This window comes from Micrococcus sp. iso_26, assembly GCF_056172975.1.
The window spans coordinates 1,387,018-1,411,553 of record NZ_CM149652.1 but is presented as its reverse complement, the minus strand read 5'-3'; the positions used below and the strand labels follow the sequence as shown (position 1 = coordinate 1,411,553).

Sequence of the window (24,536 nt, the reverse complement as noted above, 5' to 3'; positions counted from 1 at the left end):
CGTCTAGAGTGGCGGCATGGATCGACAGCAGGACTACGTGCTCCGCACCATCGAGGACCGGGACGTCAGGTTCGTCCGGCTCTGGTTCACGGACGTGATCGGTACGCTGAAGTCGGTGGCCCTGTCTCCGGCCGAGGTGGAGAACGCCTTCACGGAGGGCCTGGGCTTCGACGGCTCCTCGATCGACGGATACACCCGCATCTCGGAGTCGGACATGCTGCTGCAGCCCGATCCCTCGACCTTCCAGATCCTGCCCTGGCGCGGCGACCAGGGACAGAGCTCCCGGATGTTCTGCGACGTGCTCACCCCGGACGGCCGCCCCGCCCCCGCCGACCCGCGGCACGTGCTGCGCCGCGTGCTGGACCGGGCCGCGGACCAGGGCTTCACGTGCTTCACCCACCCGGAGATCGAGTTCTACCTCCTGCAGTCGGACCAGCCCGGCCCGGACGGGGAGCCGGTGCCCGTGGACCGCGCGGGCTACTTCGACAACGTGCCCGGCTCCGACGCGGCCGACTTCCGCCGCGACGCCGTCAGCCTCCTCGAGGGCATGGGCATCTCCGTCGAGTTCAGCCACCACGAGAACGGCCCCGGCCAGAACGAGATCGACCTGCGCGCGGCGGACGCGCTCACGACGGCGGACAACGTGATGACCTTCCGGACCGTCGTCAAGGAGGTCGCCGCCGCCCAGGGCACGTACGCCACGTTCATGCCCAAGCCGTTCTCCGAGCACCCCGGCTCGGGCATGCACACCCACATCTCCCTCTTCGAGGGCGACTCCAACGCCTTCTACGACCCCGCGGACGAGTTCCGGCTCTCCGTGACGGGCCGCCGGTTCATCGCGGGCCTGCTGCGCCACTCCGTGGAGATCAGCGCCGTCACCCACCAGTTCGTGAACTCCTACAAGCGCCTGTGGGGCGGCGGCGAGGCGCCCTCGTACGTCTCCTGGGGCCACAACAACCGTTCCGCGCTCGTGCGCGTGCCCCTGTACAAGCCGGACAAGGCCGGCTCGGCCCGCATCGAGTACCGCGGCATCGACGCCTCGGCCAACCCGTACCTGGCCTACGCCCTGCTGATCGCGGCCGGGCTCAAGGGCATCGAGGAGGGCTACGAGCTGCCCGAGTCCGCCGCCGAGGACGTCAGCGCGCTGACCACCCACGAGCGGCGCGTGCTCGGCCACGTCCCCCTGCCCGGCACCCTGCACGACGCCCTGCGCGCCGCCGAGGAGTCCGAGTTCGTGGCATCCGTGCTGGGCGAGCACGTCTTCGACGCCCTGCTGCGCAACAAGCGCCAGGAATGGGACGACTACCGGGTGGAGGTCACGCCGTACGAGCTGCGGCGCTACCTCTCCGGCCTCTGAGGCGCCGGCCGTGTCCGCCCTGCCCGACGCGGCGACCGCCGACGCCCCGGACCGCCGCACCCTCGCGCACGCCGGCGTCGCCGACGCCGGCCGCGTGCAGACGCTGCTCACCTCGCCCGAGTTCGAGGGCGTGGACGTGCGTCCCCTCGTCGAGCTCCTCGGCCACGCCGCCGATCCCGACCGGGCCCTGCTGCTGTGGGTGCGCCTGGCCGAGCGCGAGCCCCGCGTCCACCACGCCCTCCGGGACCCCGGGACGACGGCCCGCCTGCTGCGGCTGCTCGGCGCCTCCGAGGCCCTCGGCGAGTTCCTCATCCGCCGTCCCGAGCACCTGGACCTCGTCCTCGACCCGGACGCGGCCGCCGCCACCGCGCCCGCCCTCGCCCAGCCCGACCCGACCGCCGGCGAGCCCTGGGGTGATGCGTCCGCCGCCCTGCGCCGCCTGCTCCTGGACTCGGTGGGCGCCGACCCGGACGCCGACCGCCCCCTCGCGGCCGTCACCGGCAAGGACGCCGCCGTCGCCTTGCGCCGCGCCTACCGCCGCCAGCTGGCCGCGATCGCCCTGCGCGACCTCGACTCCGCCGAGCCCACGGCGGCCATGCCCTCGGTGGGCCGCTGGCTCGCGGACCTGGCCGGCGCCACCGTGGACGCGGCGCTCGCCGTCTCACGGGCCGTCCTCACCGAGCGGGAGGGCCCCGTGGTGGACCGCGTGGACCTCGCCGTGATCGGCATGGGCAAGTGCGGCGCCGGCGAACTCAACTACGTCTCAGACGTGGACGTCGTGTTCGCCCACGCCGTCCGCGAGGCCGCGGACGGCGCGGACCCCGACGCCCAGGTCCCGGACGGGCCGCGCGCCGCCGCGCTCGCGGCCGAGCTGGCCGCGGGCATCGGCCGCGTGATCCAGGGTGCGGCCCCCGAGCCGGGACTGTGGGAAGTCGACGCCAACCTGCGTCCCGAGGGCAAGGACGGCGCCCTGAGCCGCACCGTGGAGTCCCACGCCGAGTACTACCGCCGCTGGGCCCACGGCTGGGAGTTCCAGGCCCTGCTCAAGGCCCGCCCGATCGCGGGCTCGCCACAGCTCGGCGAGCGCTACATCGCGGAGATCTGGCCCCGGGTGTGGGAGTCCTCCGCGCGCGACGGGTTCGTCGAGTCCGTCCGGGCCATGCGCGCCCGGGTCCTGGACACCCTCGCCCCCGCGGAGCGCGAGCGGGAGATCAAGCTCGGGCCCGGCGGTCTGCGCGACGTCGAGTTCACGGCCCAGCTGCTCCAGCTCGTGCACGGCCGTGCGGACGAGTCGCTGCGGGTGCGCGGCACGCTCGACGCGGTGCGGGCGCTGCACGCCGCCTCCTACGTCACCACGCGAGACGCGCGGGCGTTCGACGAGCACTACCGGTGGCTGCGCACCCTCGAGCACCGCATCCAGCTCGTGCACCTGCGGCGCACCCACCTGATGCCGGTCAAGGAGGAGGCCCGCCGCGTCGTCGCCCGGTCGATGCGCGGCGCCATGGACCGGGGCCCCGCCACCGGCGAGGACCTCCAGGCTGAGTTCACGCGCGTGCGCCGCGCCGTGCGCGGTCTCCACGAGACCGTGTTCTACCGGCCGCTGCTGTCGACGACGGCCGCCCTGTCCGCCGAGGACGTGCGGCTGTCCGCGGAGGCCGTCCGCGACCGCCTGGCGGCGCTGGGCTACCGCGACCCGCAGGGCGCCCTGCGGCACATCGAGGCCCTCACCCAGGGCGTCTCGCGCCGGGCCGCGGTCCAGCGGCAGCTGCTGCCGGCCATGCTCGGCTGGTTCGCGCGGGGCGCCGACCCCGACGGCGGCCTGCTCGCCTTCCGCCGGCTCTCCGAGTCGCTCGGCGGCACGGCCTGGTATCTGCGGATGCTCCGCGACTCCTCGGACGCCGCCCGGCGGCTGTGCCTGGTCCTGTCCGGCTCCCGGTTCGTGGGGGACCTGCTCGAGCACTCGCCCGAGGCCGTGGCCTGGGTGGGCGACGACCGGGAGCTCGACCCCCGGGGCGCGATCCAGCTGTGGCGCCAGGTCGACGCGCGGCTCGACCGCCGCGTGGCCGCGGAGGAGGCCCCCGCGGCCGTGCGCCACGTGCGGCAGGTGCGGCGCAGCGAGACGCTGCGTGTCGCCCTGGCCGACATGTCCGGCCTGCTGGACCTGGAATCCGTCTGCGGCGCGCTCGCGGACATCGACCAGGTGACGGTGGTGGGCGTCCTGCGGGTGGCGTGGCGGGCCGTCGTCGGGGACGCCGAGCCCCTCACCGACGTGCTCGTGGTGGCGATGGGCCGCCAGGGCGGGCGGGAGATCACCTACGGCTCGGACCTGGACGCCCTGTTCGTGCACCGGCCACGCCCCGGCGTCGACGAGGGGCGGGCGCGCGAGCAGGCCGAGGAGGTCGTGCGGACGCTGATGTCCCTGCTGCACCGCCCCGCGACCCCGCCGCTGCCCGGCGAGCGGCCGCTCGAGGTGGACGCCGACCTGCGCCCCGAGGGACGCCAGGGGCCCCTGGTGCGCACCCTGGACTCGTACCGGGAGTACTACGGTCGCTGGGCCGAGGTGTGGGAGCGGCAGGCGCTGCTGCGCGCCCGCCCCCTGGCCGGCGACGACGACCTGGCCACCGACTTCCGCCGCTGGGCCGACGGCGTCCGCTACGCGCAGGACCTCTCGGCCGTCGATGCCCGGGAGATCCGCCGGATCAAGGCCCGCGTGGAGGCCGAGCGGCTGCCCCGCGGGGCGGATCCGGCGCGCCATGTCAAGCTCGGGCGCGGGGGGCTCTCGGACGTCGAGTGGCTCGTGCAGTCAATGCAGCTCAAGCACGCCGGTCAGATCGAGGACCTGCGGGTCACCGGCACGCTGCCGGCCCTGCGGGCGATCGCCCGGCACGGGCTGCTGCCCGAGGCCGAGGTCGCCGTGCTGGAGGAGGCGTGGCTGCTGGCCACCCGGATCCGCGCCGCCCTGCTGCTGTGGACGGGCAAGGTCTCGGACGTGCTGCCCACGAACATGCGCGACCTCGAGGCCGTGGCCCGCCTCAGCGGGGTGGGCACGACCGGCGGGGAGCTCGAGGAGCGCTACCTGCGGGTGACCCGCCTGGCCCGTCAGGTGTTCGAGACCCGGTTCTACGGGCTCTGAACGACGCCGGCCCGCCACCTCGACGGGGTGGCGGGCCGGCCGTGCTCCGGTGTCGCGAGCGCCGGCTCAGGCGCGCACGACGTGCTCCCCGAGCAGCTCCAGGGTGCGTCGCCGCACGCCGGCGTCCTGGGCCGCCGTCGTGATGATCAGCTCGTCCGCCTGGACCCGCGCCGCGAAGTCGTGCAGCCACGCCGCCGTCGTCGGGCCGGTGCCCACGGCCGTGCACTCGAGCATCCCGAGCACCTGCTGACCGGCGGGGGAGTGCAGCAGCATCTCGACCTCGTCGTCGGTGAGGGTGCGGCCCCGGCCGAGCATCATCCGGATGCGCGCCCGCTGCGCGGCCTGCCACTCCCGCTCGGCCACCTCCTCGGTGTCCGCGGCGATCACGTTGGCCGCCGCGATGAAGTGCGGCTCCGCGAGGGCCTCGGAGGGCTCGAAGTGCTCCCGGTACAGGCGCGCCGCATGCTCGAGCATCTGCGGTGCGAAGTGGCTCGCGAACGCGTAGCCCAGGCCGAGCTGCGCGGCCAGCTGGGCGCCGAACGCCGAGGAGCCGAGGATGTACAGCGGGACGTTGGTGCCCTTGCCGGGGTAGGCGTCGATGCCGGGGATCAGGCTCTGGCCGGTGAGGTAGCCCTGCAGCTCGAGCACGTCCTGCGGGAAGCGCTCGGCCGCCGACGGATCCCGGCGCAGCGCCTGCAGCGTCCGCTGGTCGGTGCCGGGGGCGCGACCCAGGCCCAGGTCGATGCGGCCGGGGTGCAGCTCGGCCAGGGTGCCGAACTGCTCGGCGATCACCAGCGGCGAGTGGTTGGGCAGCATGACGCCGCCGGAGCCGAGGCGGATCGAGTCGGTGTGCGCGGCCACGTGCGCGATGAGTACGGCCGTGGCGGAGGAGGCGATGGAGGGCATGTTGTGGTGCTCCGCGTACCAGACGCGCCGGAAGCCGGCGGCCTCGGCGACGCGGGCCTGCTCCACGGATTCGGCGAAGGCTTCGCCCATCGGGGCGCCGTCGCGGACGAGGGCGAGGTCCAGCAGGGACAGCGGCAGGGGGGTGGGGGCGGTGTGCTCGGTCATGGTGCTCCTGGTCTGCGGGCCGCCCGGCCGGGCGGAGGTCTCCACAGATCCAGCGCCCACCGGCCCCGGACTATTCCGCGGCCGGGCACGACGACGGCCGCCCGCCTCCGGCGTGGGAGACGAACGGCCGTCGTCGGGGCCGCGGCGGGCGGATCAGACCGAGTAGTACAGCTCGAACTCGTAGGGGTTCGGGCGCAGGGCCAGCGGGGCGATCTCCATCTCGCGCTTGTACGCGATCCAGGTCTCGATCAGCTCCTCGGTGAACACGTCGCCGGCCAGGAGGAACTCGTGGTCCTCCTCGAGGGCGTTCAGGGCCTCGTCCAGGGTGGCGGGTGCCTTCTGGATGTCGGCGGCCTCCTCGGCCGGCAGCTCGTAGAGGTCCTTGTCGATCGGCTCGGCCGGCTCGATGCGGTTGCGGATGCCGTCCAGGCCGGCCATCAGCTGCGCGGCGAACGCGAGGTACGGGTTGCCCGAGGCGTCCGGGGCGCGGAACTCGATGCGCTTGGCCTTCGGGTTGGAGCCGGTGATCGGGATGCGGATGCCCGCCGAGCGGTTGCCCTGCGAGTAAACCATGTTCACGGGGGCCTCGAAGCCCGGCACCAGGCGGCGGTAGGAGTTCACCGTGGGGTTGGTGAAGGCCAGGACCGCGGAGGCGTGCTTCAGCAGGCCGCCGATGTACCAGCGGGCGGTGTCCGAGAGGTTCGCGTAGCCCTTCTCGTCGAAGAACAGCGGCTCGCCGCCGTTCCACAGGGACTGGTGGCAGTGCATGCCGGAGCCGTTGTCGCCGAAGACGGGCTTGGGCATGAAGGTCGCGGACTTGCCGAACATGTTGGCGACGTTCTTGACGACGTACTTGAACTTCTGCAGGTCGTCCGCCGAGTGGGTCAGCGTGTTGAAGCGGTAGTTGATCTCCGCCTGGCCCGCGGCGCCCACCTCGTGGTGGGAGCGCTCTACCTCGAGGCCGACCTCGGCCAGGACCGAGCAGATCTCGTCGCGCAGGTCGGCCTGCTTGTCCGTGGGGGAGACGGGGAAGTAGCCGCCCTTGAGGCCGGTCTTGTGGCTCAGGTTGCCGCCCTCGTCCTCGCGGGAGGCGTTCCACCAGGCCTCGTCCGAGTCCACGGCGTAGAACGAGCCGCGGGGGGAGGACTCGTAGCGGACGTCCTCGAAGATGAAGAACTCGGCCTCGGGGGCGAAGAACGCCGTGTCGGCGATGCCGGAGGAGCTCAGGTAGGCCTCCGCGCGCTGGGCCACGCCGCGCGGGTCGCGCAGGTAGGGCTCGCCGGTGCGGGGGTTCACGATGGAGAAGTTCATCGTGAGGGTCTTGCGGACCCGGAAGGGGTCCACGAAGGCCGTCGCGACGTCCGGGATGAGCTGCATGTCGGACTCGGCGATGCCGGCGAAGCCCCGGATCGAGGAGCCGTCGAAGAGCTGGCCCGTGACGAAGAAGTCCTCGTCGACGCTCGAGGCGGGCACGTTGAAGTGGTGCTGCATGCCGGGGAGGTCGGTGAAGCGGACGTCGACGAACTCGATCCCCTCATCCTTGATGTACGCGAGGACGTCCGCGGGGGAGGTGAACATGGTGCGCTCCTGTGGTCGTGACGATGGTGGCATGTCCGGCACGGCGGCGCTGGCGTGGCGGGTGTCATCACCCTACTTGCCCGGCGGCCTCCGTGGGCGTCGGTGACGCCCCACGGCGAGCCTCGCGGTTCCGCGCCGGTAGGCTGGGCCGGTGGCACGCAGAGCACCCGACCCCGCGCAAGAGCCCGAACCGACCCGCCGCGACGAGCCGCTGATCACCCGGCGCGACCTCGCCGGCTGGGTGGACGGTCCGGGCGGCGGCCTGGCCGGCGGCCGCTGGCCGGGGGACCTGCTGGGCCTGCCCGAGCACGGCCCGACCTCGATGGCCACTGCGGCCCGCCGCGCCGTCGCCCTCGTGATCGACTGGTTCCTGGCCCTGGGCGTGTCCTGGCTGCTCTTCGACTCCGACGCGATCGCCACCCTGATGGTCTTCGCCACCATGCACATCCTGGGCATCACCCTGCTGGCCACCACCGTGGGCAAGGCCGTGTGCCGCACCCAGGTGGTGCGCCTCGGCGGCCGGACCGCCCCCGTGCACCGCGTGGTGGTGCGCACGGCGCTGCTGTGCCTCGTGCTGCCGGCCGTCGTCGTCGGCCCGGACGGCCGCGGCATGCACGACAAGGTCGCCGGCACCGTCGAGATCCGCATGTGAGCGCACCGGCCCGCGCCGGACGACGCCGGATCCGACTCGACGCGAGGCCGGACACGACGAAAGGGGGGCGCCCCGCCGAATCCTCGGCGGGGCGCCCCCCTTTCGCGCGGGTGCGTCGGCGCTCAGCGGCCGCGCATGGCGCGCCGGCTCGGGCGCACCTTGTTCGGGTCGACGCCCTTGGGGATGGGCAGCCGGTTGGTGTTGAGCGCGGTCAGACGCTTGTCCACGGCCTGGACCTCCTGCGCCGTGAGGGCCTTCTTCATGCCCTTGAGCGTGCCGGGCAGCTCGTGCAGCGGGACCTGGCCCTGGCCGTTGCCGGACTCCACCACGGTGACGGGCACGCCGGGCAGGAAGCGGCGCATGGCCTTCTCCTCCTTGACCACCAGCGCGGCGACGCGGGGGGAGGGGCCCTCCGTCACCAGCACGACGCCCGGCCGGCCCACGGCGCGGTAGACGAGGTCCTGGGTCTTCGGGTTCACGGCGGCCGGCTGCTCGGACACGATCCAGCCGCGGCCCAGCGTGGAGAGCGCGGCGCCGGCGGCGCCGGGGCGGCCCTCGAGCTGGGCGAACCCGGCGCGGCGCGCCTTCCGGTTCAGGATGACGACGGCGGCGAGCACACCGAACGGGATCGCGATGAGCAGCCACGTGATCCAGTTGTCCAGCAGGAGGCCGATGACGAGGCCGACGACCAGGGCGCCCAGGAAGGCCAGCAGCATCCACAGTCCGACCTTGGGGTCGTGCGCCTTGGTCATGGCGTAGGCCTGCTTGAGCTGGGAGATCACGCCCGGGCCCTTCGTGGCGCGCTTGTCCCGGCGCTGGGCCTTCGCCTGCTCCTTCTCGCGGAGGCGACGCTCGCGCTGCATGGCCTTGACCTCCTTGAGCGTGGCGGAGGTGGAGCCGGAGGAGGACGCGGGGGGCTGGCTGTTCTTCGTCATGGCGGGGTCCAGTCTAGTCGGGCGGCTCAGGACATCTGGGCGACGACGGCGGAGGCCTCCTGGCGGGCGGTCTTCTCCCCGGCCAGGTGCGCCAGGTTCTCCGGCAGGGTCCGGCCGAGGCGCTGCATGGCCTGCGCGTAGAGCTTGCCCGCGCGGTACGACGAGCGCACCAGCGGGCCCGCCATGACGCCCTGGAAACCGATCTCCTCGGCGCGCTGGGACCACTGGACGAACTCCTGCGGCTTCACCCAGCGGTCGATGGGGTGGTGCAGCTTCGAGGGCCGCACGTACTGCGTGATGGTGATGATGTCGCAGCCGGCCTCGTGCAGGTCCACCAGGGCCTGGTCGATCTCGTGGTCCTCCTCGCCCATGCCCAGGATGAGGTTGGACTTGGTGACGAGCCCGTCGGCCTTGGCCATCGTGAGCACCCTGAGGGACTTCTCGTACGTGAAGGCCGGGCGGATGCGCTTGAAGATGCGCGGCACCGTCTCCAGGTTGTGCGCGAACACCTCGGGCCGCGCGTCGAACACCTGCTGGACGAGCTCCGGCACCGCGCCGAAGTCCGGCGGCAGGATCTCGACGCCGGTCCCCGGGTTGAGCGCGTGGATGCGGCGGATGGTCTCCGCGTAGAGCCACGCCGCGCCGTCCTTCTGGTCGTCACGGGCCACGCCCGTGACGGTGGCGTACCGCAGGTCCATCTCGCGGATGTTCTCGGCGACCTTCTGCGGCTCCTCCATGTCCAGGGGACGCGGCTTGCCGGAGGTGATGTCGCAGAAGTCACACCGGCGGGTGCAGATGTCGCCGCCGATGAGGAACGTGGCCTCGCGGTCCTCCCAGCACTCGAAGATGTTGGGGCAGCCGGCCTCCTCGCACACGGTGTGCAGGCCGGCGGACTTGACCTTGTTCTTCAGGCCGATGTACTCGGGGCCCATGTGGACCTTGGCCTTGATCCACTCGGGCTTGCGCTCGACGGGCACCTCGGCGTTGCGCGCCTCCACGCGCAGCAGGCGGCGTCCTTCGGGGGCGAGGCTCATGCGGGGATTCCTTCCGTGGGGGTGACGGCGATGAAGGCCGGCCCGAGCTCGTCCAGATGACGGGTGAGCACCGGGACGACGTCGGCCGGCGTGATGGTCCGGCCCGTCTCGACCGACAGGGTGGTGGTGGCGGCGTCCGTGATGCCGCACGCGATGATCCCCTCGTAGGGGGCCAGGGAGTTGGAGCAGTTCAGCGCGAAGCCGTGCATGGAGACGCCGTCGTGGATGGACAGGCCGATGGCGCCGACTTTGCGGTCCGGGCGGGCCGTGCCGTCGTCGTCCCGGTCCGCGAGGACCCAGATGCCCGCCCGCCCGTCCACGCGGACGGCCGTGACGCCGAACTCGGCGGCGGTGCGGATCAGCAGCTCCTCGAGGAACCAGACGTAGTCCTTGACGTGGGCACGGTCGCGCAGTCGGACCACGGGGTAGCCGACCAGCTGGCCCGGGCCGTGCCATGTGATCTTGCCGCCGCGGTCCACGTCCACGACGGGGGCGCCGTCCGTGGGGCGCTCGGCGTCCTCGGTGCGGCGACCGGCCGTGTAGACGGCTTCGTGCTCCAGGAGGAGGGACTCGCCGTCGGAGCGGCCGGCGACGACGTCCGCGTGCAGGGCGCGTTGGGCGTCCCAGGCGGCGTGGTAGTCCACCAGGTCGGGCGCCAGGCCGAGCACGCGCAGGGGCGGCAGAAGGGTCTCGGGCATGACGTCCACTGTAGTCCTCGGGCCCGGACCTGTGGACAACCGCCGTGACGCCCGGGGACATGCGGCACCCTGGGATGGAACGGACGGCGTGGCGGAGAGGGGAGCCGGATGCGGGACTGGGACGAGGCGGACGGCGGCGCGGCCGGACGCGTCGGCGGCGGGCCGGAGACGGAACCGGAGAGGACGTCGGAGCCGGGCACGGCTGCGCCGCGCGCCCCGGGCTGGGCACCCGTCCGGCTGCTCGGCGCGGGCGCCCAGGCGGAGGTCTGGCTCGTCGAGGACGGCCGGGGCGTCCGGTCCGCCCTGAAGGTGCCCCGCGCCGGCGCGGCGCCGGACGCCCTGGCGGCGGAGGCGCAGGCCGGACGGGTCGCGCATCCCCATCTGCTGCGCGTGCTCGGCGTGGTGGAGACGGACCGGGGCCTCGGGGTCCTCACCGAGCACCGCGCGGCCGGCACGCTGCAGGACATGGTGCAGCGGGTCGGACCCCTGAGCCCGGGGCAGGCCGTCACCGTGCTCGTCCCGATCGCGCAGGCTCTCGCGTGCCTTCACCGCGAGGGGGTGGTGCACGGCGACGTGTCCCCGGCGAACGTCCTGTTCGGCGTCGACGGCAGCCCGGCCCTCGCCGACCTCGGCGTCGCCCGCGTGGTCGGCGGGGCGTCGGGGGCCGGGGCGACGCCGGGCTTCGCGGCCCCCGAGGCGCTCGCCGCGGTGCAGGGGGCCGGGGCGGAACCGGGGGCGTCTCCGGCGGTGGGGGCGCCGAGTGACGTCCATGCGTGGGCCGCCCTGGGCTGGTACGCGCTCACCGGTCGGGCGCCGGGCGCCGCCGGGCATCGGGCGCCGCTGCCCGTCCTGGTCCCCGAAGCGTCCCCCGAGCTCGCGCTGCTGCTCGATGCGGCGCTCTCCCCGGACCCGGCGGCGCGGCCGAGTGCGGAAGAGGCCGCCGCCGCCGTATACGCGACGGCCCGGCCCGAGCCGGTCCCGCTGGGAGAGGCCGCCCCCGCCGAGGTGGCGCACCTGCTGCCCACGGTGCTGCCGGGCTCCGGGCCCACGCGGCGACGCCGGGGACGACGCGCGGCTCCGGGACGGCGCGCGCTCGTGCGCCGACGGGGGGCGGCGCCACGCCGGGGCGTCCTCGTGGCCGCCGGGCTGGCCACCGCGCTGGCCGTCGGCGGCGGCACCGTGGGGCTGTGGTGGCCGGCGTCCCTGGGCGACGCGACGGAGGGGGAGCCGGAGCCGGCGGGCGCGGTGCCGGCCGGCACCTCGGTGGACGCGGCGCGCCCGGCGGACGGGACGCCGGAGAGCGGGACGCCGGCGAGGGTGCCGGACGCGGGTGCCCCCGGGGAGGACGCCGCCGGTGAGGACGCCGTCGACGTGGGCGAGGCGCTGGCCGCGGTCGGCCAAGCCCGGACGGCCGCGCTCATCGACCCGGAGCCTGCGCGACTGGACGCCTACGCCGTGCCCGGGGGACCGGCGTGGGAGAACGACCGGGATCTGCTGCGCCGGCTGACGGACGAGGGGTTCGCCTTCTCCGGCCTCGAGGTGACGGTGGAGCAGGCCGGACCCGCCCGGCGGGCCGGGGACGACGCGCTGCGTGTCGACGCCGTGCTCCGGACGTCGGCCCACACCGTGCTGGACCGCGTCGGACGCGTGGCGGCCCACCGGGAGGCGACGGCCGAGGAGGTCGTGCTGGTCCTGCGCAGCGGCCACGGAGAGGGCCCCGAGGGGCGGGACGGCGGCGCGGCGGGTCGGACGTGGCGGGTCGAGACCGTCGATCCGCGCTGACCCCGGGCCCGGATCCAGCGCCGGAGGCCGGCGGTCCAGACGGGGGGACGCCGCGGGCCCCGGGGAGAAGCTCCCCGGGGCCCGCGGCGTGGTGCGGCGTCAGCCGCCTGGGCTGATCACTGCCAGAGGACGGCGACCAGGATGTTCACCAGGCCCAGACCGCCCACCGCGTGGGCCAGGCCCGTGGGCACGACCTCCCCGCGGTTGGACTTGCGGCGGCCGATCAGGGCGGCCACGAAGACGATGACGCCGATCAGGAACTTGACGCCCAGCTTCATGTGGTTCGGCTCCCCGCTCATGGCGAGGCCGAAAAGCACCACGCCGGAGACGATCATGCCCACGGAGCCCCACCACTGCGAGGTGGTGACGGTCGGGTTGCGGAAGTGCGCGAACCAACCGCCCACGATCGCTGCGGCGGACACGATGTGCACGGCCACCAGGATGCTGTGCAGGATATCCACAGTCCTTCTCCCTTTCCGTCAGAGACCCAGCTCGTTGGCGAACTCGCCGCCCTCGAGACGCTGACGCAGCGTCGTCAGGAAGCGGCCCGCGTCGGCCCCGTCCACCAGGCGGTGGTCGTAGGTCAGGGACAGGTACATCATGTGGCGGATGGCGATCGAGTCGTTGCCGTCCGCGTCGGTCACCACCATGGGGCGCTTGACGATCGCACCGGTGCCCAGGATCGCGACCTGCGGCTGGTTGATGATCGGCGTGTCGAACAGCGCGCCCACGGAGCCGATGTTCGTGATCGAGAACGTGCCGCCCGAGAGCTCGTCCGGCGAGATCTTGTTCGTGCGGGTGCGCTCGGCCACGTCGGCGATCTTCTGGGCGAGGCCCGTCAGGTTCAGGGAGCCGGCGTCCTTGATGACGGGCACCAGCAGCCCCTTCTCCGTGTCCACGGCGATCGCGATGTCCTCGGACGCGTGGTAGGTGATCTCCTTGTTGTCCTCGGAGAACGACGCGTTCAGCTTGGGGTGCTGCTTGAGGGCCTCGGCGACCGCCTTGGTGATGAACGGCAGGTACGTCAGGTTCACGCCGGCCTGCTGCTGGAAGGAGGCCTTGGCCTTCTTGCGCAGCTGCACGATGCGGGTGACGTCCACCTCGTGCACCTGGGTCAGCTGGGTGGACAGGTCGAGGGACTCGCGCATGCGCTGGGCGATGACCTGGCGGATGCGCGGCGCCTTCTCCACCTCGCCGCGGACCGAGGGGTCCACGGAGGAGCTCGCGGCCGGGGCGGACGCAGCGGCCGGGGCGGACGACGGGGCGGCAGCCTCGGAGGCCTGCTCGGCCGGAGCCTCGGACCCGCCCGCGGCGGCCTGCGAGGCCAGCGCGGCGGCGAGCACGTCCTGCTTGCGGATGCGGCCGCCGACGCCCGTGCCGCGAACCGTGGACAGGTCCACGTTGTTCTGGTGGGCCAGGCGGCGCACCAGCGGGGTCACGTAGCCCTGGCCGGGCTCGGTGGCGGAGGGCGCCTCGGCGGACTCGGCCTGCGCGGAGTCGCGCTCAGCGGACTCGCGCCGGGAGGCCTCCTCGGACGGAGACGCCTCGGGCGTCTTCTCCGACTTCTCGGCGCCGGCGGCCTCGGCGGCCTCCTCGGTCTCCTCGGGGGCCTCGGCCTCGGTCGCCTTGTCCTCGATCTCCTCGGCGGACGCCTCGTCCTGACCGGAGGAGCCCTCCGACGGGGCGGAGCCGCCGCCGGCGGAGCCGGAGCCGACGAGTGCGAGGACGGCGCCCACCTCGACGGTGTCGTCCTCCTCCGCACGGATCTCCAGGAGGGTGCCCGCCACGGGGGAGGGGATCTCGGTGTCGACCTTGTCGGTGGAGACCTCGAGCAGCGGCTCGTCGACCTCGACCTCGTCGCCGACGGACTTCAGCCAGCGGGTCACGGTGCCCTCGGTCACGGACTCGCCCAGCGCGGGCAGGGTGACCTCGGAGGCCTCGCCGCCGGCCGACGGGGCCCCGTCCGAGCCCTGGTCGGTGGAGGCGCGCTCCTCCGGAGCCGGCTCGCCTGCGGGCTCCTGCTGGGCGTCGTCCTGCTGCGCCTCCTCGACGGCGGGCTCCTCGGCCGCGGCGTCGTCCTCCGACGCGTCGGCGGAGCCGCCGCCGGAGCCGTCGCCGATCGTGGCCAGCGGGGCGCCGACCTCGACCGTGTCGTCCTCCTCGACCAGGATCTCCTCGAGCACGCCGGCCACGGGGGACGGGATCTCGGTGTCGACCTTGTCGGTGGAGACCTCCACCAGGGGCTCGTCGACGGCGACCTCGTCGCCGACGGCCTTGAGCCAGCGGGTCACGGTGCCCTCGGTGACGGATTCGCCCAGGGCGGGCAGGTTCACGGTTTCAGACATGGTTCCGATGCTCCTCATGAGGGGTGGGCGCCGGGGGCGCCCACCCGGGGTTGCGAGGTGGGCCCGACGCACGGGCCCGGGATGGTCAGTGCGGTGGGTCAGCTGTGCAGCGGGTGGCCGAACAGGGCCATGGCGGCCTCGCCCAGGGCCTCGTTCTGCGTGGGGTGCGCGTGCACGAACTGGGCGACGTCCTCGGGGTAGGCCTCCCAGTTCACGATGAGCTGCGCCTCGCCGATCTGCTCGCCGATGCGCTTGCCGATGCCGTGCACGCCCACGATCGGGCCGTTCTTCTGGCGGATCATCTTGATGATGCCGCCGGTGCCGAGGATCGAGGACTTGCCGTTGCCGGCCAGGTTGTACTCGGCGACCTCGACGTTGTCCTTGCCGAACTCCTCCTCCGCCTTGGGCTGGGTGTAGCCCACGGACATGATCTCCGGCTCGGTGAAGGTGACCTTCGGGATGTTGATGTCCTCGACGACCATCGGCTTGTTGCCGGCGATCTCCTCGGCCACGAAGATGCCCTGCTGGAAGCCGCGGTGCGCCAGCTGCAGACCAGGAACGATGTCGCCCACGGCGTAGATGTTGCCGACGCCGGTGTGCAGACGCTCGTCGGTGAGGACGAAGCCGCGGTCCATCTTGACGCCCTGCTCCTCGTAGCCGAGGCCCTCGGTGTTCGGGCCGCGGCCGACGGCGACGAGGCAGACCTCGGCCTCGAACTCCTTGCCGTCCGCGAGGGTCACCTTGACGCCCGAGTCGGTCTCCTCGACCTTGTCGAAGAACGTGCCCAGGTTGGTCTTGATGCCCTTCTTCTTGAACTCGCGCTCGAGGACCTTGATGATCGCCGGGTCCTCGTTGGGGACCAGGGTCTTCAGGCCCTCGATGATGGTGACGTCGACGCCGAAGGAGTTCCACAGGGACGCGAACTCGGAGCCGATGACACCGCCGCCGAGCACGATGGCCGACTTCGGGGTGTAGTCCAGCTCGAGGGCCTCCGTGGAGGTCATGATCTTCTTGGAGATGGGCAGGCCCATGGTCTTGGCCACGGAGCCGGAGGCCAGCACGATGTTCTCCGCCGTGTAACGGGTGCCGTCGACCTCGACCTCGTTCTTCGAGACGAGCTTGCCCTCGCCCTCGATGACCTGGACCTTGCGCATCTTCAGCAGGCCGGCCAGGCCCTTGTGCTTGCCGGCGACGATGCCGTCCTTGTAGTCGCGCACCTTCGCCATGTCCACGGACTCGAGGGTCGCGTTGACGCCGAACTTGGCGGCGTTGCGGGTCTCATCGGCCACCTCGGCGGCGTGCAGGTAGGCCTTCGTGGGGATGCAGCCCCAGTGCAGGCAGGTGCCGCCGACCTTGGACTTCTCCACGAGGGCGACGGACTTGCCGTACTGCACGGAACGCAGGGCTGCGGCGTACCCGGCGGAGCCACCGCCGAGGACGAGGACGTCGAATTCCTGAGCGGTTGCCTTGTCGGCCACGGTGTTGCTCCTTGGTGCTGGGGTCGGTGGATCGTGGTGGTGGTGCGTCACCGCCACCCCCGGCCGTCGGCGGCGGGCCGCGCGGCCGGGGACGCGGTGGACATCGGGACCAACCTTACCGGGCACGCCCCTCGATGAGACCCACCAGGGTCCGCACCATCACGCCGGTGGCGTCCTGCGGGGTGTAGCCGTACGCGGCCGACTCGTTGAAGGAGGGGCCGGCGATGTCGAGGTGGGCCCAGGGGGTCCGTGCGGCGGCGTCGCCCTCCGACCGTCCGGCGTCGACGAATTCGCGCAGGAAGGTGGCGGCGGTCATCATGCCGCCGAAGCGGTCGCCCATGTTGGAGATGTCCGCGACGCGCGAAGTGAGCGAGGCGCGCAGCTGCTCCGGCAGGGGCATGCCCCACGCGAGCTCCCCGGCCGCGTCGGCCGCGGCGACGACCTCGTCGCGCAGCGCGTCGTCACCCATGACGCCCGTGTGGCGCACGCCGAGGGCGACCAGCTGGGCACCGGTGAGGGTGGCCACGTCGAGCACCGCGTCGGGTCGCTCGTCGGTGGCCGCCACGAGGGCGTCGGCCATGACGACGCGGCCCTCGGCGTCCGTGTTCATGACCTCCACGGTCTTGCCGCCGTACATCGTGATGACGTCGGACGGGCGGATGGCGGTGCCCGAGGGCATGTTCTCGGCCAGCGCCAGCCAGCCGGTCACCTTCACAGGGACGTCCAGGGCCGCGGCGGCGCGCACGACGGCGAAGACGGTGGCGGCGCCGGCCATGTCCGACTTCATCGTCATCATCGAGGCGGCGGGCTTCAGCGAGATGCCGCCCGTGTCGAAGGTGATGCCCTTGCCCACCAGCGCGATGTGCGCGGCGGCGTCGGCCGGCGCGTGCTCGATGCGCACGAGCCGCGGCGGGCGGGAGGAGCCCTGGCCGATCGCGAGGATGCCGCCGAAGCCCTCGGCGCGCAGGCGGTCCTCGTCCCACACGTCCACGCTCACGGACGAGTCCGCGAGGTCCTCCGCGACGGCGTCCGCGAACGTGGCCGGGTAGAGGTGCGAGGGGGCCGTGTTCACCAGGTCGCGCACGGCGCAGACCGCGTCGCCCACGACGGCGGCCCGGCGCAGCACGGGGTCGGCGTCCGCGGCGGCGAGCGGGGTGACGACCTCGACCTCGCGGACGGGACGGGACGTGTCCGTCTCGGCGCGGGCGCGCTCGGACTTCTGGGCGGTGAAGGCGTACGCGCCCAGGACGGCGCCCTCGGCGACGGCGGCCAGTCGGGCCGGGGTGTCGGCCGGCAGGGCCAGGGCCACGGCGTCGGTGCCGGCCAGGGAGCGCACGGCAGCCCCGGCGGCGCGGCGCAGGGACTCGTCCGCGGCCTCGCCGTCGTCGTCCAGACCGCCGACGCCGGCCAGGACCAGCAGCGGCACCGGCACGCCGCCCAGGCCCGGCAGGCGATGGACCTCGTCCTCGGCGCCCCGCACGCCCAGCAGCTCGAACGAGGCCTCGAGGGCGGTGGCCGCCTCGGCCGGCAGCGCGTCCGTCAGGAGCACGGGGCCGTCCGGGCCGGTGCCCACCCCCACCACGAGGGCGGAGGCGGTCAAGTCCTCCAGGGCGCGGGCGGTCAGGGTCGGGCGGTCCAGGGTGATCACGGACGGGCCTCTCTTCCGGGGGTGGGGGATGCGCCCGGCGGGGTGGGCCGGGCCGTCCCGCGTCATCCTAGCCAGAGGGCTCGCGCGCCCGTCCAGGGCGCGCGGGCGCGGAATAGGAGGGTGCCGTGCCGTGGTTGACTGACGCCAGAGGACAGGGAGGGATCCGCGTCCGCCGCCATCCGGGCGGCGGGGACGGCTCTCCCGCAGACGGACCACCGGAAGGGGAACGAGACGTGCAGGACGCCGCGCCGCTGTACACCCGTCATGAGGGGGCGCCCGTGCCCCCCGGCCTGGGCATGCTCGTGGCCCTGACCGGGCACATGGACGCGGGCCGGGTCGCTCGGCAGGTGCGGGCCGCGCTGCACGAGCACCTGACCCATCGGACCGTCGTCTCCTTCGACGTCGACTCGATGTTCGACTACCGCGCCCGGCGTCCCCGGCTCCGGTTCGACCGGGACCGCTACCGTGATCTGCGCCTGCCCGCGCTCGAGGTGCAGCTGGTCGAGGACCTGCTCGGCCACCCCTTCCTGCTGCTGTCCGGCCCCGAGCCGGACTTCCGGTGGCAGGCGGTGACGGAGGCCGTGCTCGGCCTCGCGCAGGAGTGGGAGGTGGACTCGCTCACCTTCCTCGACGCGGCCCCGCTGCCCGTGCCGCACACGCGGCGGCTCGGGGTCACGACCCACGGGTCCCGCGCCGACGCCGTCGAGGGGCTGTCCACCTGGAGCCCGGAGGCGGACATCGTCGCGGGGCTGCTGCAGATGCTCGAGCTGCGCGCCGAGGAGGCGGACCTGCCGACGGCGGGCTACACCGTCCATGTGCCGCACTACGTGGCCGAGGCGTCCTTCCCCCAGGCGGCCGTGGCCGCGCTCGAGTACGCGGGGGCCGCCATGGGGCTCATGCTGCCCTCGGACGACCTGCGAGACGCCTCGCGGGACATCGAGGCCGAGCTGGAGCGCCAGGTCTCCGGGTCCGGGGAGATCCAGCAGATGATCGCCGGCCTGGAGCGCAACTACGACCAGAACGCCGAGGACCAGGAGCGGTCGTTGCTCGAGACCGAGCAGGGCCTGCCCGACGGCGACGAACTCGCCTCCGCCGTCGAGGCGTACCTCGCCGCGCGGGACGCCGGCGGCGGGTCCGCTCCTGCACAGGAGGACGGACCCGGCCGTCCGTCCACCGGCGACGGGGACTGATCCCACCGCGGGCGCCCGGTCGGCCAGGGTGGCGGCATGGAAGCCCCCACCTCACTCGACGTCCCCGTCCTGCCGGCCCGCGGCCCGGAGGACCTGCTCGCCTACGTCGGCCACGCCCTCGGGCGGTTGCCCGAGGGCAGCCTGGTCCTCCTCACCCTGCGCGACGGGCGCCTGCGCGCCGTGGTGCGGGTCGACCTGCCTCCCGAGGAGGTCGACGTCGGCGCCTGGGCCTGCGCCGTGGCCGAGGTGTGCCGGCGGGACGCAGCCGCGGACGCGACGCTCTGCCTCGCGCTGCCGGACGGCGCCCGGGCCACGCTCGCCCGTCCCGGCTGGGCCGCGGCGCTCGACGACGCCCTGGCGTCCGCGGGTCGCCCCCTGACCGCGGCCTGGACGTGCGCGCGGGGACGGGCGCGCCCCTGGTGGGGGAGCGGCGTCGCCGAGGAGGGCCCGCTCGACCCCCGAGCCGCGCCGCTGTCCCTGCACCTGATGACCCGCGGTTCGGTCTGGGACCGTGCAGCAGTGCCCGACCCGGTCCCGCGCCGCGGTCCCGCGGCGGCCCGGGCCGACGACGCGCGGTGGCGGCCTCCCGAGCAGGACGCGCCCGCGGCACGCCGCGCGTGGCTGGCGCAGTGGGAGTCGGTGCTGACCGGCGCGGTGGGTGACCGCGGCGCGCCCGCACCCGCCGTGCTGGGCTCGCCGCTGACGCGTCCGGCCTGGCGCGACGGCCTGCTGCTCCATGCCGCCGCGCCGTCCGGCGCGGCCACGGGGGATCCGGGGGACGAGGAACGGATCCTCACCGCGGCCTCGGGCCGGGCGCCGGCCTGGGATCGGCTGGACGCCCTGCGGGCGGGGCTGCGCGCGCTCGTGCCCGTCGCGACGCCGGCCGTGGCGGCGCAGGCCCTGGCGCTGGCCGGGTGGGTCGGCTGGGCCCGCGGCCACGGCTCCGACGCGGACGCCCACCTGACCGCGGCGGCGGCGCTGAACCCCGGCGACCCGTTCGTCTCCGTCCTGCGACGCATCGTGGCCGCGGGGTGCGTCGCCGGCTGGGCGACCGACCCGGCCACCGCGTGGCGGCCCGACGGTGGCGGCCCATGAGAGAATGATGCGGCTTCACGACGGCACGGCCGATCGCACCCCGTTTCCCGGGTTCGGAATAGATCGGTCACAGCCGTCGTTGGCACTGGCGGACCCTGCAGTCGACGGGCCCGGACGACGTCGGTCGTCCGAGGCCCGGACTTGACAGGGTCACGTGTATATGGACTGCAAGGATCCGCGGGTGGCCGCGGACGAGACGGAAAGGCCTCGAGTGACCACTTCGACGACCAGCGGTGCGCAGGACGGCAAGGAGACCACTGCCTCCGGGGCCACGACCACGCGCACCCGCTCCACGGCAGCCAAGAAGTCGACCGCCACGAAGAGCGCCACGACCAAGGGCGCCACGACGCGGACGACCGCGGCGAAGTCGGCGGCGACCAAGACCGCTGCCACGCCGACGGCCAAGAAGAAGACGACCCGGAAGCCCGCCGCGGCCAAGACCACCGCCACGAAGAAGACCGCCACGACCCGGGGCAAGAAGGCCACCGCCTCCGCCGCCTCCGCCGAGCAGGCCGAGGACGACGAGGAGTTCGTCGAGGCGCGCGAGCGCACCGAGGCCGCCGACGCCGTCGAGGAGGACGTGGTGGAGGACGAGACCGCCACCGAGGACTCGGATGACGAGGACGCGGACGGCTCGGACGCTCCGGAGCGCCCGGCGATGGACGCGGAGGCCGTGACCGGCACGAAGGCCGCCACGGGCCAGAAGGTGGCCCAGTCCAAGGGCGCGTTCGTCATGGACGACTCCGAGGACGACGCCCCGGTGCAGCAGGTGGTCGTGGCGGGCGCCACGGCGGACCCGGTGAAGGACTACCTGAAGCAGATCGGCAAGGTCGCCCTGCTCAACGCCGAGCAGGAGGTGGACCTGGCCATGCGCATCGAGGCCGGCCTCTACGCCGAGCACGTCGTGCAGCACGAGGCCTCCGACGACTACCGCGAGCGCCGGGACATCCAGCTGATCATCGCGGACGGGCGCAAGGCCAAGAACCACCTGCTCGAGGCCAACCTGCGTCTGGTGGTCTCGCTGGCCAAGCGCTACACCGGCCGCGGCATGCTGTTCCTGGACCTCATCCAGGAGGGCAACCTCGGCCTGATCCGCGCCGTCGAGAAGTTCGACTACACCAAGGGCTTCAAGTTCTCCACGTATGCCACGTGGTGGATCCGACAGGCCATCACCCGCGCCATGGCGGACCAGGCCCGCACCATCCGCATCCCGGTGCACATGGTGGAGGTCATCAACAAGCTGGCCCGCGTGCAGCGGCAGATGCTCCAGGACCTCGGCCGCGAGCCCACCCCGGAGGAGCTGGCCAAGGAGCTGGACATGACCCCGGAGAAGGTCGTGGAGGTGCAGAAGTACGGCCGCGAGCCCATCTCCCTGCACACCCCGCTCGGCGAGGACGGCGACTCCGAGTTCGGCGACCTGATCGAGGACTCCGAGGCCGTCGTGCCCGCGGACGCCGTCTCCTTCACGCTGCTCCAGGAGCAGCTGCACTCGGTGCTGGACACGCTCTCCGAGCGCGAGGCCGGTGTCGTCGCCATGCGCTTCGGCCTGACCGACGGCCAGCCCAAGACGCTGGATGAGATCGGCAAGGTCTACGGCGTGACGCGCGAGCGGATCCGCCAGATCGAGTCGAAGACCATGTCCAAGCTGCGTCACCCCTCCCGCTCGCAGGTGCTCCGGGACTACCTGGACTGAGTCGGAGCGGCATGACGAAGGGCCGGACCCCCGCGGGGGTCCGGCCCTTCGTCATACCGGGCGCCTCAGGCGCCGGCGGTGAGGCGGTCCGTCTCGTCCTGCCACAGCGCGGCCTGGGGACGCAGCGCGTCCTCGACGGCGCGGGCGTGGTGGGCGCAGAACTGGAGGGCACCGCCGGAGTGCAGCACGGCGCGGACGTAGGCCTGCGCGCCGCAGCGGTCGCAGCGGTCGGAACGGGTGAGGGCGGCCGGCTCGGCCACAGCGGTGATGGACATGGTGTCCTCCTCGGGTCTCTCGGGGCTGGAGGGCGACGACGCCGGTGGGGCGGGCCGGTCCTCCTCTTGTCCCATGGAACAGCAAGGATGGCAGGGAACTTCCCCGCGCGCCCGCCCTCCACCCGCGTTTCGCCACCCGCGTACGCGAGGAGCCCAGCCGGGCGGCCCGCGACGTCCGGCGCGGAGCCCGGCGTGTCCGGCCCGCGGAGTAGGCTGGACCGGCCGCTGTCGTCCACCGAAAGGCCCGCCCCCGTGCCCGCGAACACCGAGTACAACGCCCGCCACCTCTCCGTGCTGGAGGGGCTCGAGGCCGTCCGCAAGCGGCCGGGCATGTACATCGGCTCCACCGATTCCCGCGGCCTCATGCACTGCCTCTGGGAGATCATCGACAACTCGGTGGACGAGGCCCTGGCCGGCTTCGGGCAGTCGATCGAGATCACCCTGCATCCGGACGGCTCCGTCGAGGTCGAGGACAACGGGCGCGGCATCCCCGTGGACGTGGAGCCGCGCACCGGCCTGTCCGGCGTCGAGGTGGTGTTCACCAAGCTCCACGCCGGCGGCAAGTTCGGCGGCGGTTCCTACGCCGCCTCGGGTGGCCTGCACGGCGTGGGCGCGTCGGTGGTCAACGCCCTGTCCTCGCGCCTGGACGTGCAGGTGCTGCGCGGGGGCAAGGTCCATCAGATGTCGTTCCGGCGCGGGGAGCCGGGCCGCTTCCAGGACGGGTCGCGCCCGTCGCCGGACGCCCCGTTCGAGCCGTCCACGGACGCCTCGCCGCTGGACGTCGTCGGGAAGGCCAAACGTGGGCAGACCGGCACGCGCGTGCGCTACTGGGCGGACGAGCAGATCTTCGTGAAGGACGCGACGTTCTCCGCCGAGGAGCTCCAGGCGCGGGCGCGCCAGACCGCCTACCTGATCCCGGGCCTGCGGATCACGGTCAAGGACCTGCGCCGCCGACCCGGCACGCCCGGCGCCGACGGCCCGGTCGAGGAGGTCTTCCAGTACGACGGCGGCATCTCCGAGTTCGTGGAGCACCTCACGCCCGCCACCCCGGTGACGGACGTGTGGCGGATCCAGGGCTCCGGCACCTTCAAGGAGCGGGTCCCGGTGCTCGGCGAGGACGGGCGCACCTCCATGCAGGATGTGCAGCGCACGTGCGAGGTGGACGTCGCCCTGCGCTGGGACGTCGGCTACGGCACCGTCTTCCGGTCCTTCGTGAACATCATCGCCACGCCCAAGGGGGGCACCCACCAGTCCGGGTTCGAGGCGGCACTGCTGAAGGTGTTCCGCGCCCAGGTCGAGGCCAACGCGCGCCGGCTCAAGGCCGGGTCGGACAAGGTGGAGAAGGACGACGTGCTGGCCGGCATGACCGCTGTCCTGACGGTGCGGCTCGCCGAGCCGCAGTTCGAGGGACAGACCAAGGAGATCCTCGGCACCTCCGCGGTGCGGCGGATCGTCTCCCAGGTGGTGGAGAAGCAGCTGACCGCCCGCCTCACCTCCACGGCCCGCGCCCAGAAGCAGCAGGTGCACACGCTGCTGGAGAAGGTCGTCGCGGAGATGAAGTCGCGCATCTCCGCGCGCACCCACAAGGAGAACCAGCGGCGCAAGAACGCCCTGGAGACCTCGACGATGCCGGCCAAGCTGGCGGACTGCCGCAGCAACGACGTCGCCTCCTCGGAGCTGTTCATCGTCGAGGGCGACTCGGCGCTCGGCACCGCCAAGCTGGCCCGGTCCTCCGACTTCCAGGCCCTGCTGCCGATCCGGGGCAAGATCCTGAACGTGCAGAAGGCCTCCGTCTCGGACATCCTGGCCAATGCCGAGTGCGCGGCGCTGATCCAGGTCGTCGGGGGCGGCGCGGGGCGCAGCTTCGACCTGGACGCGGCCCGCTACGGCAAGGTCGTGCTGATGACGGACGCGGACGTGGACGGTGCCCACATCCGCACCCTCCTGCTGACGCTCTTCTTCCGCTACATGCGGCCCATGGTCGAGGCCGGGCGCGTGTACGCGGCCGTCCCGCCGCTGCACCGGATCGAGGCGGTGACCCGCGGCGTGAAGGAACGCGAGGTCATCTACACGTACTCGGAGCAGGAGCTGCACGCGACGCTCGCCCGCCTGGAGCGGGAGGGTCGCTCGTACCGCGAGCCGATCCAGCGCTACAAGGGCCTGGGCGAGATGGACGCCGACCAGCTGGCCGAGACCACGATGGACCCGCGCCACCGCATGCTCCGCCGCGTGAACATCGCCGAGGTGGAGGCCGCCGAGCGCGTCTTCGACCTGCTCATGGGCTCCGCGGTGGCCCCGCGCAAGGACTTCATCGTCTCCCATGCCGACGAGCTGGACCGCGAGCGCATCGACGCCTGACCCCCCACTTTCGTTCGGGAAACGGCGGCCCCAGGAGCGTCGTCGTTCGGGAAACGGCGGGCACCGAGACGACGGCGCCGCAGGCCCCCGGCACGACGCTGCGGCCGCCGCCGTTCTCCGAACGAAAGCGGCGTGACCCGCGCCGTTTCCCGAACGAAAGCGGCGTGACCCGCGCCGTTTCCCGAACGAAAGCCCTGGGCGGGCGCCCGTGCCG

18 protein-coding genes are annotated in these 24,536 nt (G+C 73.4%); 8 read left to right on the top strand and 10 right to left on the bottom strand.

The genetic code is table 11. The features are described from left to right. The first annotated feature begins 16 nt into the window (after window positions 1–16). Together glnA (AC0VX0_RS06440) and AC0VX0_RS06435 are read left to right on the top strand one after the other, a co-directional pair. Window positions 17–1,357: a type I glutamate--ammonia ligase gene (gene glnA, locus AC0VX0_RS06440; RefSeq protein WP_070708816.1), complete on the top strand. Its 1,341-nt coding sequence runs from the start codon at window positions 17–19 to the stop codon at window positions 1,355–1,357. A gap of 10 nt (window positions 1,358–1,367) precedes the next feature. After that, window positions 1,368–4,490, top strand: coding sequence for a bifunctional [glutamine synthetase] adenylyltransferase/[glutamine synthetase]-adenylyl-L-tyrosine phosphorylase (locus AC0VX0_RS06435; RefSeq protein WP_101966002.1), 3,123 nt, complete (start codon window positions 1,368–1,370; stop codon window positions 4,488–4,490). A 66-nt stretch (window positions 4,491–4,556) separates the two neighbouring features. On the opposite strand, the gene AC0VX0_RS06430 is transcribed toward AC0VX0_RS06435, so the two are convergent. Both AC0VX0_RS06430 and glnA (AC0VX0_RS06425) read right to left on the bottom strand, forming a co-directional pair. Beyond that, complete coding sequence (locus AC0VX0_RS06430) at window positions 4,557–5,561, bottom strand: LLM class flavin-dependent oxidoreductase (protein ID WP_036314199.1); 1,005 nt, start codon at window positions 5,559–5,561, stop codon at window positions 4,557–4,559. A 153-nt stretch (window positions 5,562–5,714) separates the two neighbouring features. Then, window positions 5,715–7,139 carry a type I glutamate--ammonia ligase gene (gene glnA, locus AC0VX0_RS06425; protein ID WP_036314201.1) on the bottom strand — a complete coding sequence of 475 codons (1,425 nt, stop codon included), beginning with the start codon at window positions 7,137–7,139 and terminating at the stop codon, window positions 5,715–5,717. A gap of 151 nt (window positions 7,140–7,290) precedes the next feature. On the opposite strand from glnA (AC0VX0_RS06425), the gene AC0VX0_RS06420 reads away from it, so the two are divergent. Continuing rightward, window positions 7,291–7,791, top strand: coding sequence for an RDD family protein (locus tag AC0VX0_RS06420; protein ID WP_049146950.1), 501 nt, complete (start codon window positions 7,291–7,293; stop codon window positions 7,789–7,791). A gap of 122 nt (window positions 7,792–7,913) precedes the next feature. Here the strand turns inward: AC0VX0_RS06420 and AC0VX0_RS06415 are convergent, their stop codons facing one another. From AC0VX0_RS06415 to lipB, 3 genes are read right to left on the bottom strand one after another with little or no spacing between them, the layout of a single operon-like run. Then, window positions 7,914–8,726: a DUF4191 domain-containing protein gene (locus AC0VX0_RS06415; RefSeq protein WP_036314203.1), complete on the bottom strand. Its 813-nt coding sequence runs from the start codon at window positions 8,724–8,726 to the stop codon at window positions 7,914–7,916. A gap of 26 nt (window positions 8,727–8,752) precedes the next feature. After that, entirely contained in the window at window positions 8,753–9,760 is a 1,008-nt protein-coding gene (gene lipA / locus AC0VX0_RS06410) for a lipoyl synthase (RefSeq protein WP_036383060.1), read from the bottom strand. Next, entirely contained in the window at window positions 9,757–10,458 is a 702-nt protein-coding gene (lipB, locus tag AC0VX0_RS06405; RefSeq protein ID WP_377635811.1) for a lipoyl(octanoyl) transferase LipB, read from the bottom strand. Before lipB ends, lipA begins: the two co-directional genes overlap by 4 nt. Window positions 10,459–10,566: 108 nt before the next feature. On the opposite strand from lipB, the gene AC0VX0_RS06400 reads away from it, so the two are divergent. Continuing rightward, the gene (locus AC0VX0_RS06400; RefSeq protein ID WP_136939965.1) at window positions 10,567–12,240 is read left to right on the top strand and encodes a serine/threonine-protein kinase; all 1,674 of its coding nucleotides are present in this window, start codon (window positions 10,567–10,569) and stop codon (window positions 12,238–12,240) included. 116 nt (window positions 12,241–12,356) lie between these two features. Here the strand turns inward: AC0VX0_RS06400 and AC0VX0_RS06395 are convergent, their stop codons facing one another. From AC0VX0_RS06395 to AC0VX0_RS06380, 4 genes are all read right to left on the bottom strand, one after another. Then, window positions 12,357–12,701, bottom strand: a complete 345-nt coding sequence (locus AC0VX0_RS06395) for a hypothetical protein (protein ID WP_010078527.1) — start codon at window positions 12,699–12,701, stop codon at window positions 12,357–12,359. An 18-nt stretch (window positions 12,702–12,719) separates the two neighbouring features. Further along, window positions 12,720–14,585: a 2-oxoglutarate dehydrogenase, E2 component, dihydrolipoamide succinyltransferase gene (sucB, locus tag AC0VX0_RS06390; protein WP_044659522.1), complete on the bottom strand. Its 1,866-nt coding sequence runs from the start codon at window positions 14,583–14,585 to the stop codon at window positions 12,720–12,722. A 98-nt stretch (window positions 14,586–14,683) separates the two neighbouring features. Next, window positions 14,684–16,063, bottom strand: coding sequence for a dihydrolipoyl dehydrogenase (gene lpdA / locus AC0VX0_RS06385; RefSeq protein ID WP_036383063.1), 1,380 nt, complete (start codon window positions 16,061–16,063; stop codon window positions 14,684–14,686). Window positions 16,064–16,178: 115 nt separating this feature from the next. Beyond that, the gene (locus tag AC0VX0_RS06380) at window positions 16,179–17,711 is read right to left on the bottom strand and encodes a leucyl aminopeptidase (protein ID WP_044659535.1); all 1,533 of its coding nucleotides are present in this window, start codon (window positions 17,709–17,711) and stop codon (window positions 16,179–16,181) included. Window positions 17,712–17,944: 233 nt separating this feature from the next. On the opposite strand from AC0VX0_RS06380, the gene AC0VX0_RS06375 reads away from it, so the two are divergent. The 3 genes from AC0VX0_RS06375 (at window position 17,945) to AC0VX0_RS06365 (ending at window position 21,689) form a co-directional block, all read left to right on the top strand. Continuing rightward, on the top strand, window positions 17,945–18,901 hold the full coding sequence (locus AC0VX0_RS06375) for a PAC2 family protein (RefSeq protein WP_044659523.1): 957 nt from the start codon (window positions 17,945–17,947) through the stop codon (window positions 18,899–18,901). 36 nt (window positions 18,902–18,937) lie between these two features. Then, on the top strand, window positions 18,938–19,996 hold the full coding sequence (locus AC0VX0_RS06370; protein ID WP_144818934.1) for a DUF4192 family protein: 1,059 nt from the start codon (window positions 18,938–18,940) through the stop codon (window positions 19,994–19,996). A 160-nt stretch (window positions 19,997–20,156) separates the two neighbouring features. Beyond that, window positions 20,157–21,689 carry an RNA polymerase sigma factor gene (locus AC0VX0_RS06365; RefSeq protein WP_251393409.1) on the top strand — a complete coding sequence of 511 codons (1,533 nt, stop codon included), beginning with the start codon at window positions 20,157–20,159 and terminating at the stop codon, window positions 21,687–21,689. Between the two features lie 65 nt (window positions 21,690–21,754). On the opposite strand, the gene AC0VX0_RS06360 is transcribed toward AC0VX0_RS06365, so the two are convergent. After that, a complete protein-coding gene (locus tag AC0VX0_RS06360; RefSeq protein ID WP_002858172.1) occupies window positions 21,755–21,964 on the bottom strand; it encodes a DUF7455 domain-containing protein in 210 nt (69 codons plus the stop codon). A 252-nt stretch (window positions 21,965–22,216) separates the two neighbouring features. Here AC0VX0_RS06360 and AC0VX0_RS06355 point away from each other — a divergent pair, with 252 nt between their 5' ends. Beyond that, entirely contained in the window at window positions 22,217–24,322 is a 2,106-nt protein-coding gene (locus AC0VX0_RS06355) for a DNA gyrase/topoisomerase IV subunit B (RefSeq protein ID WP_073116530.1), read from the top strand. Window positions 24,323–24,536: the final 214 nt, after the last annotated feature.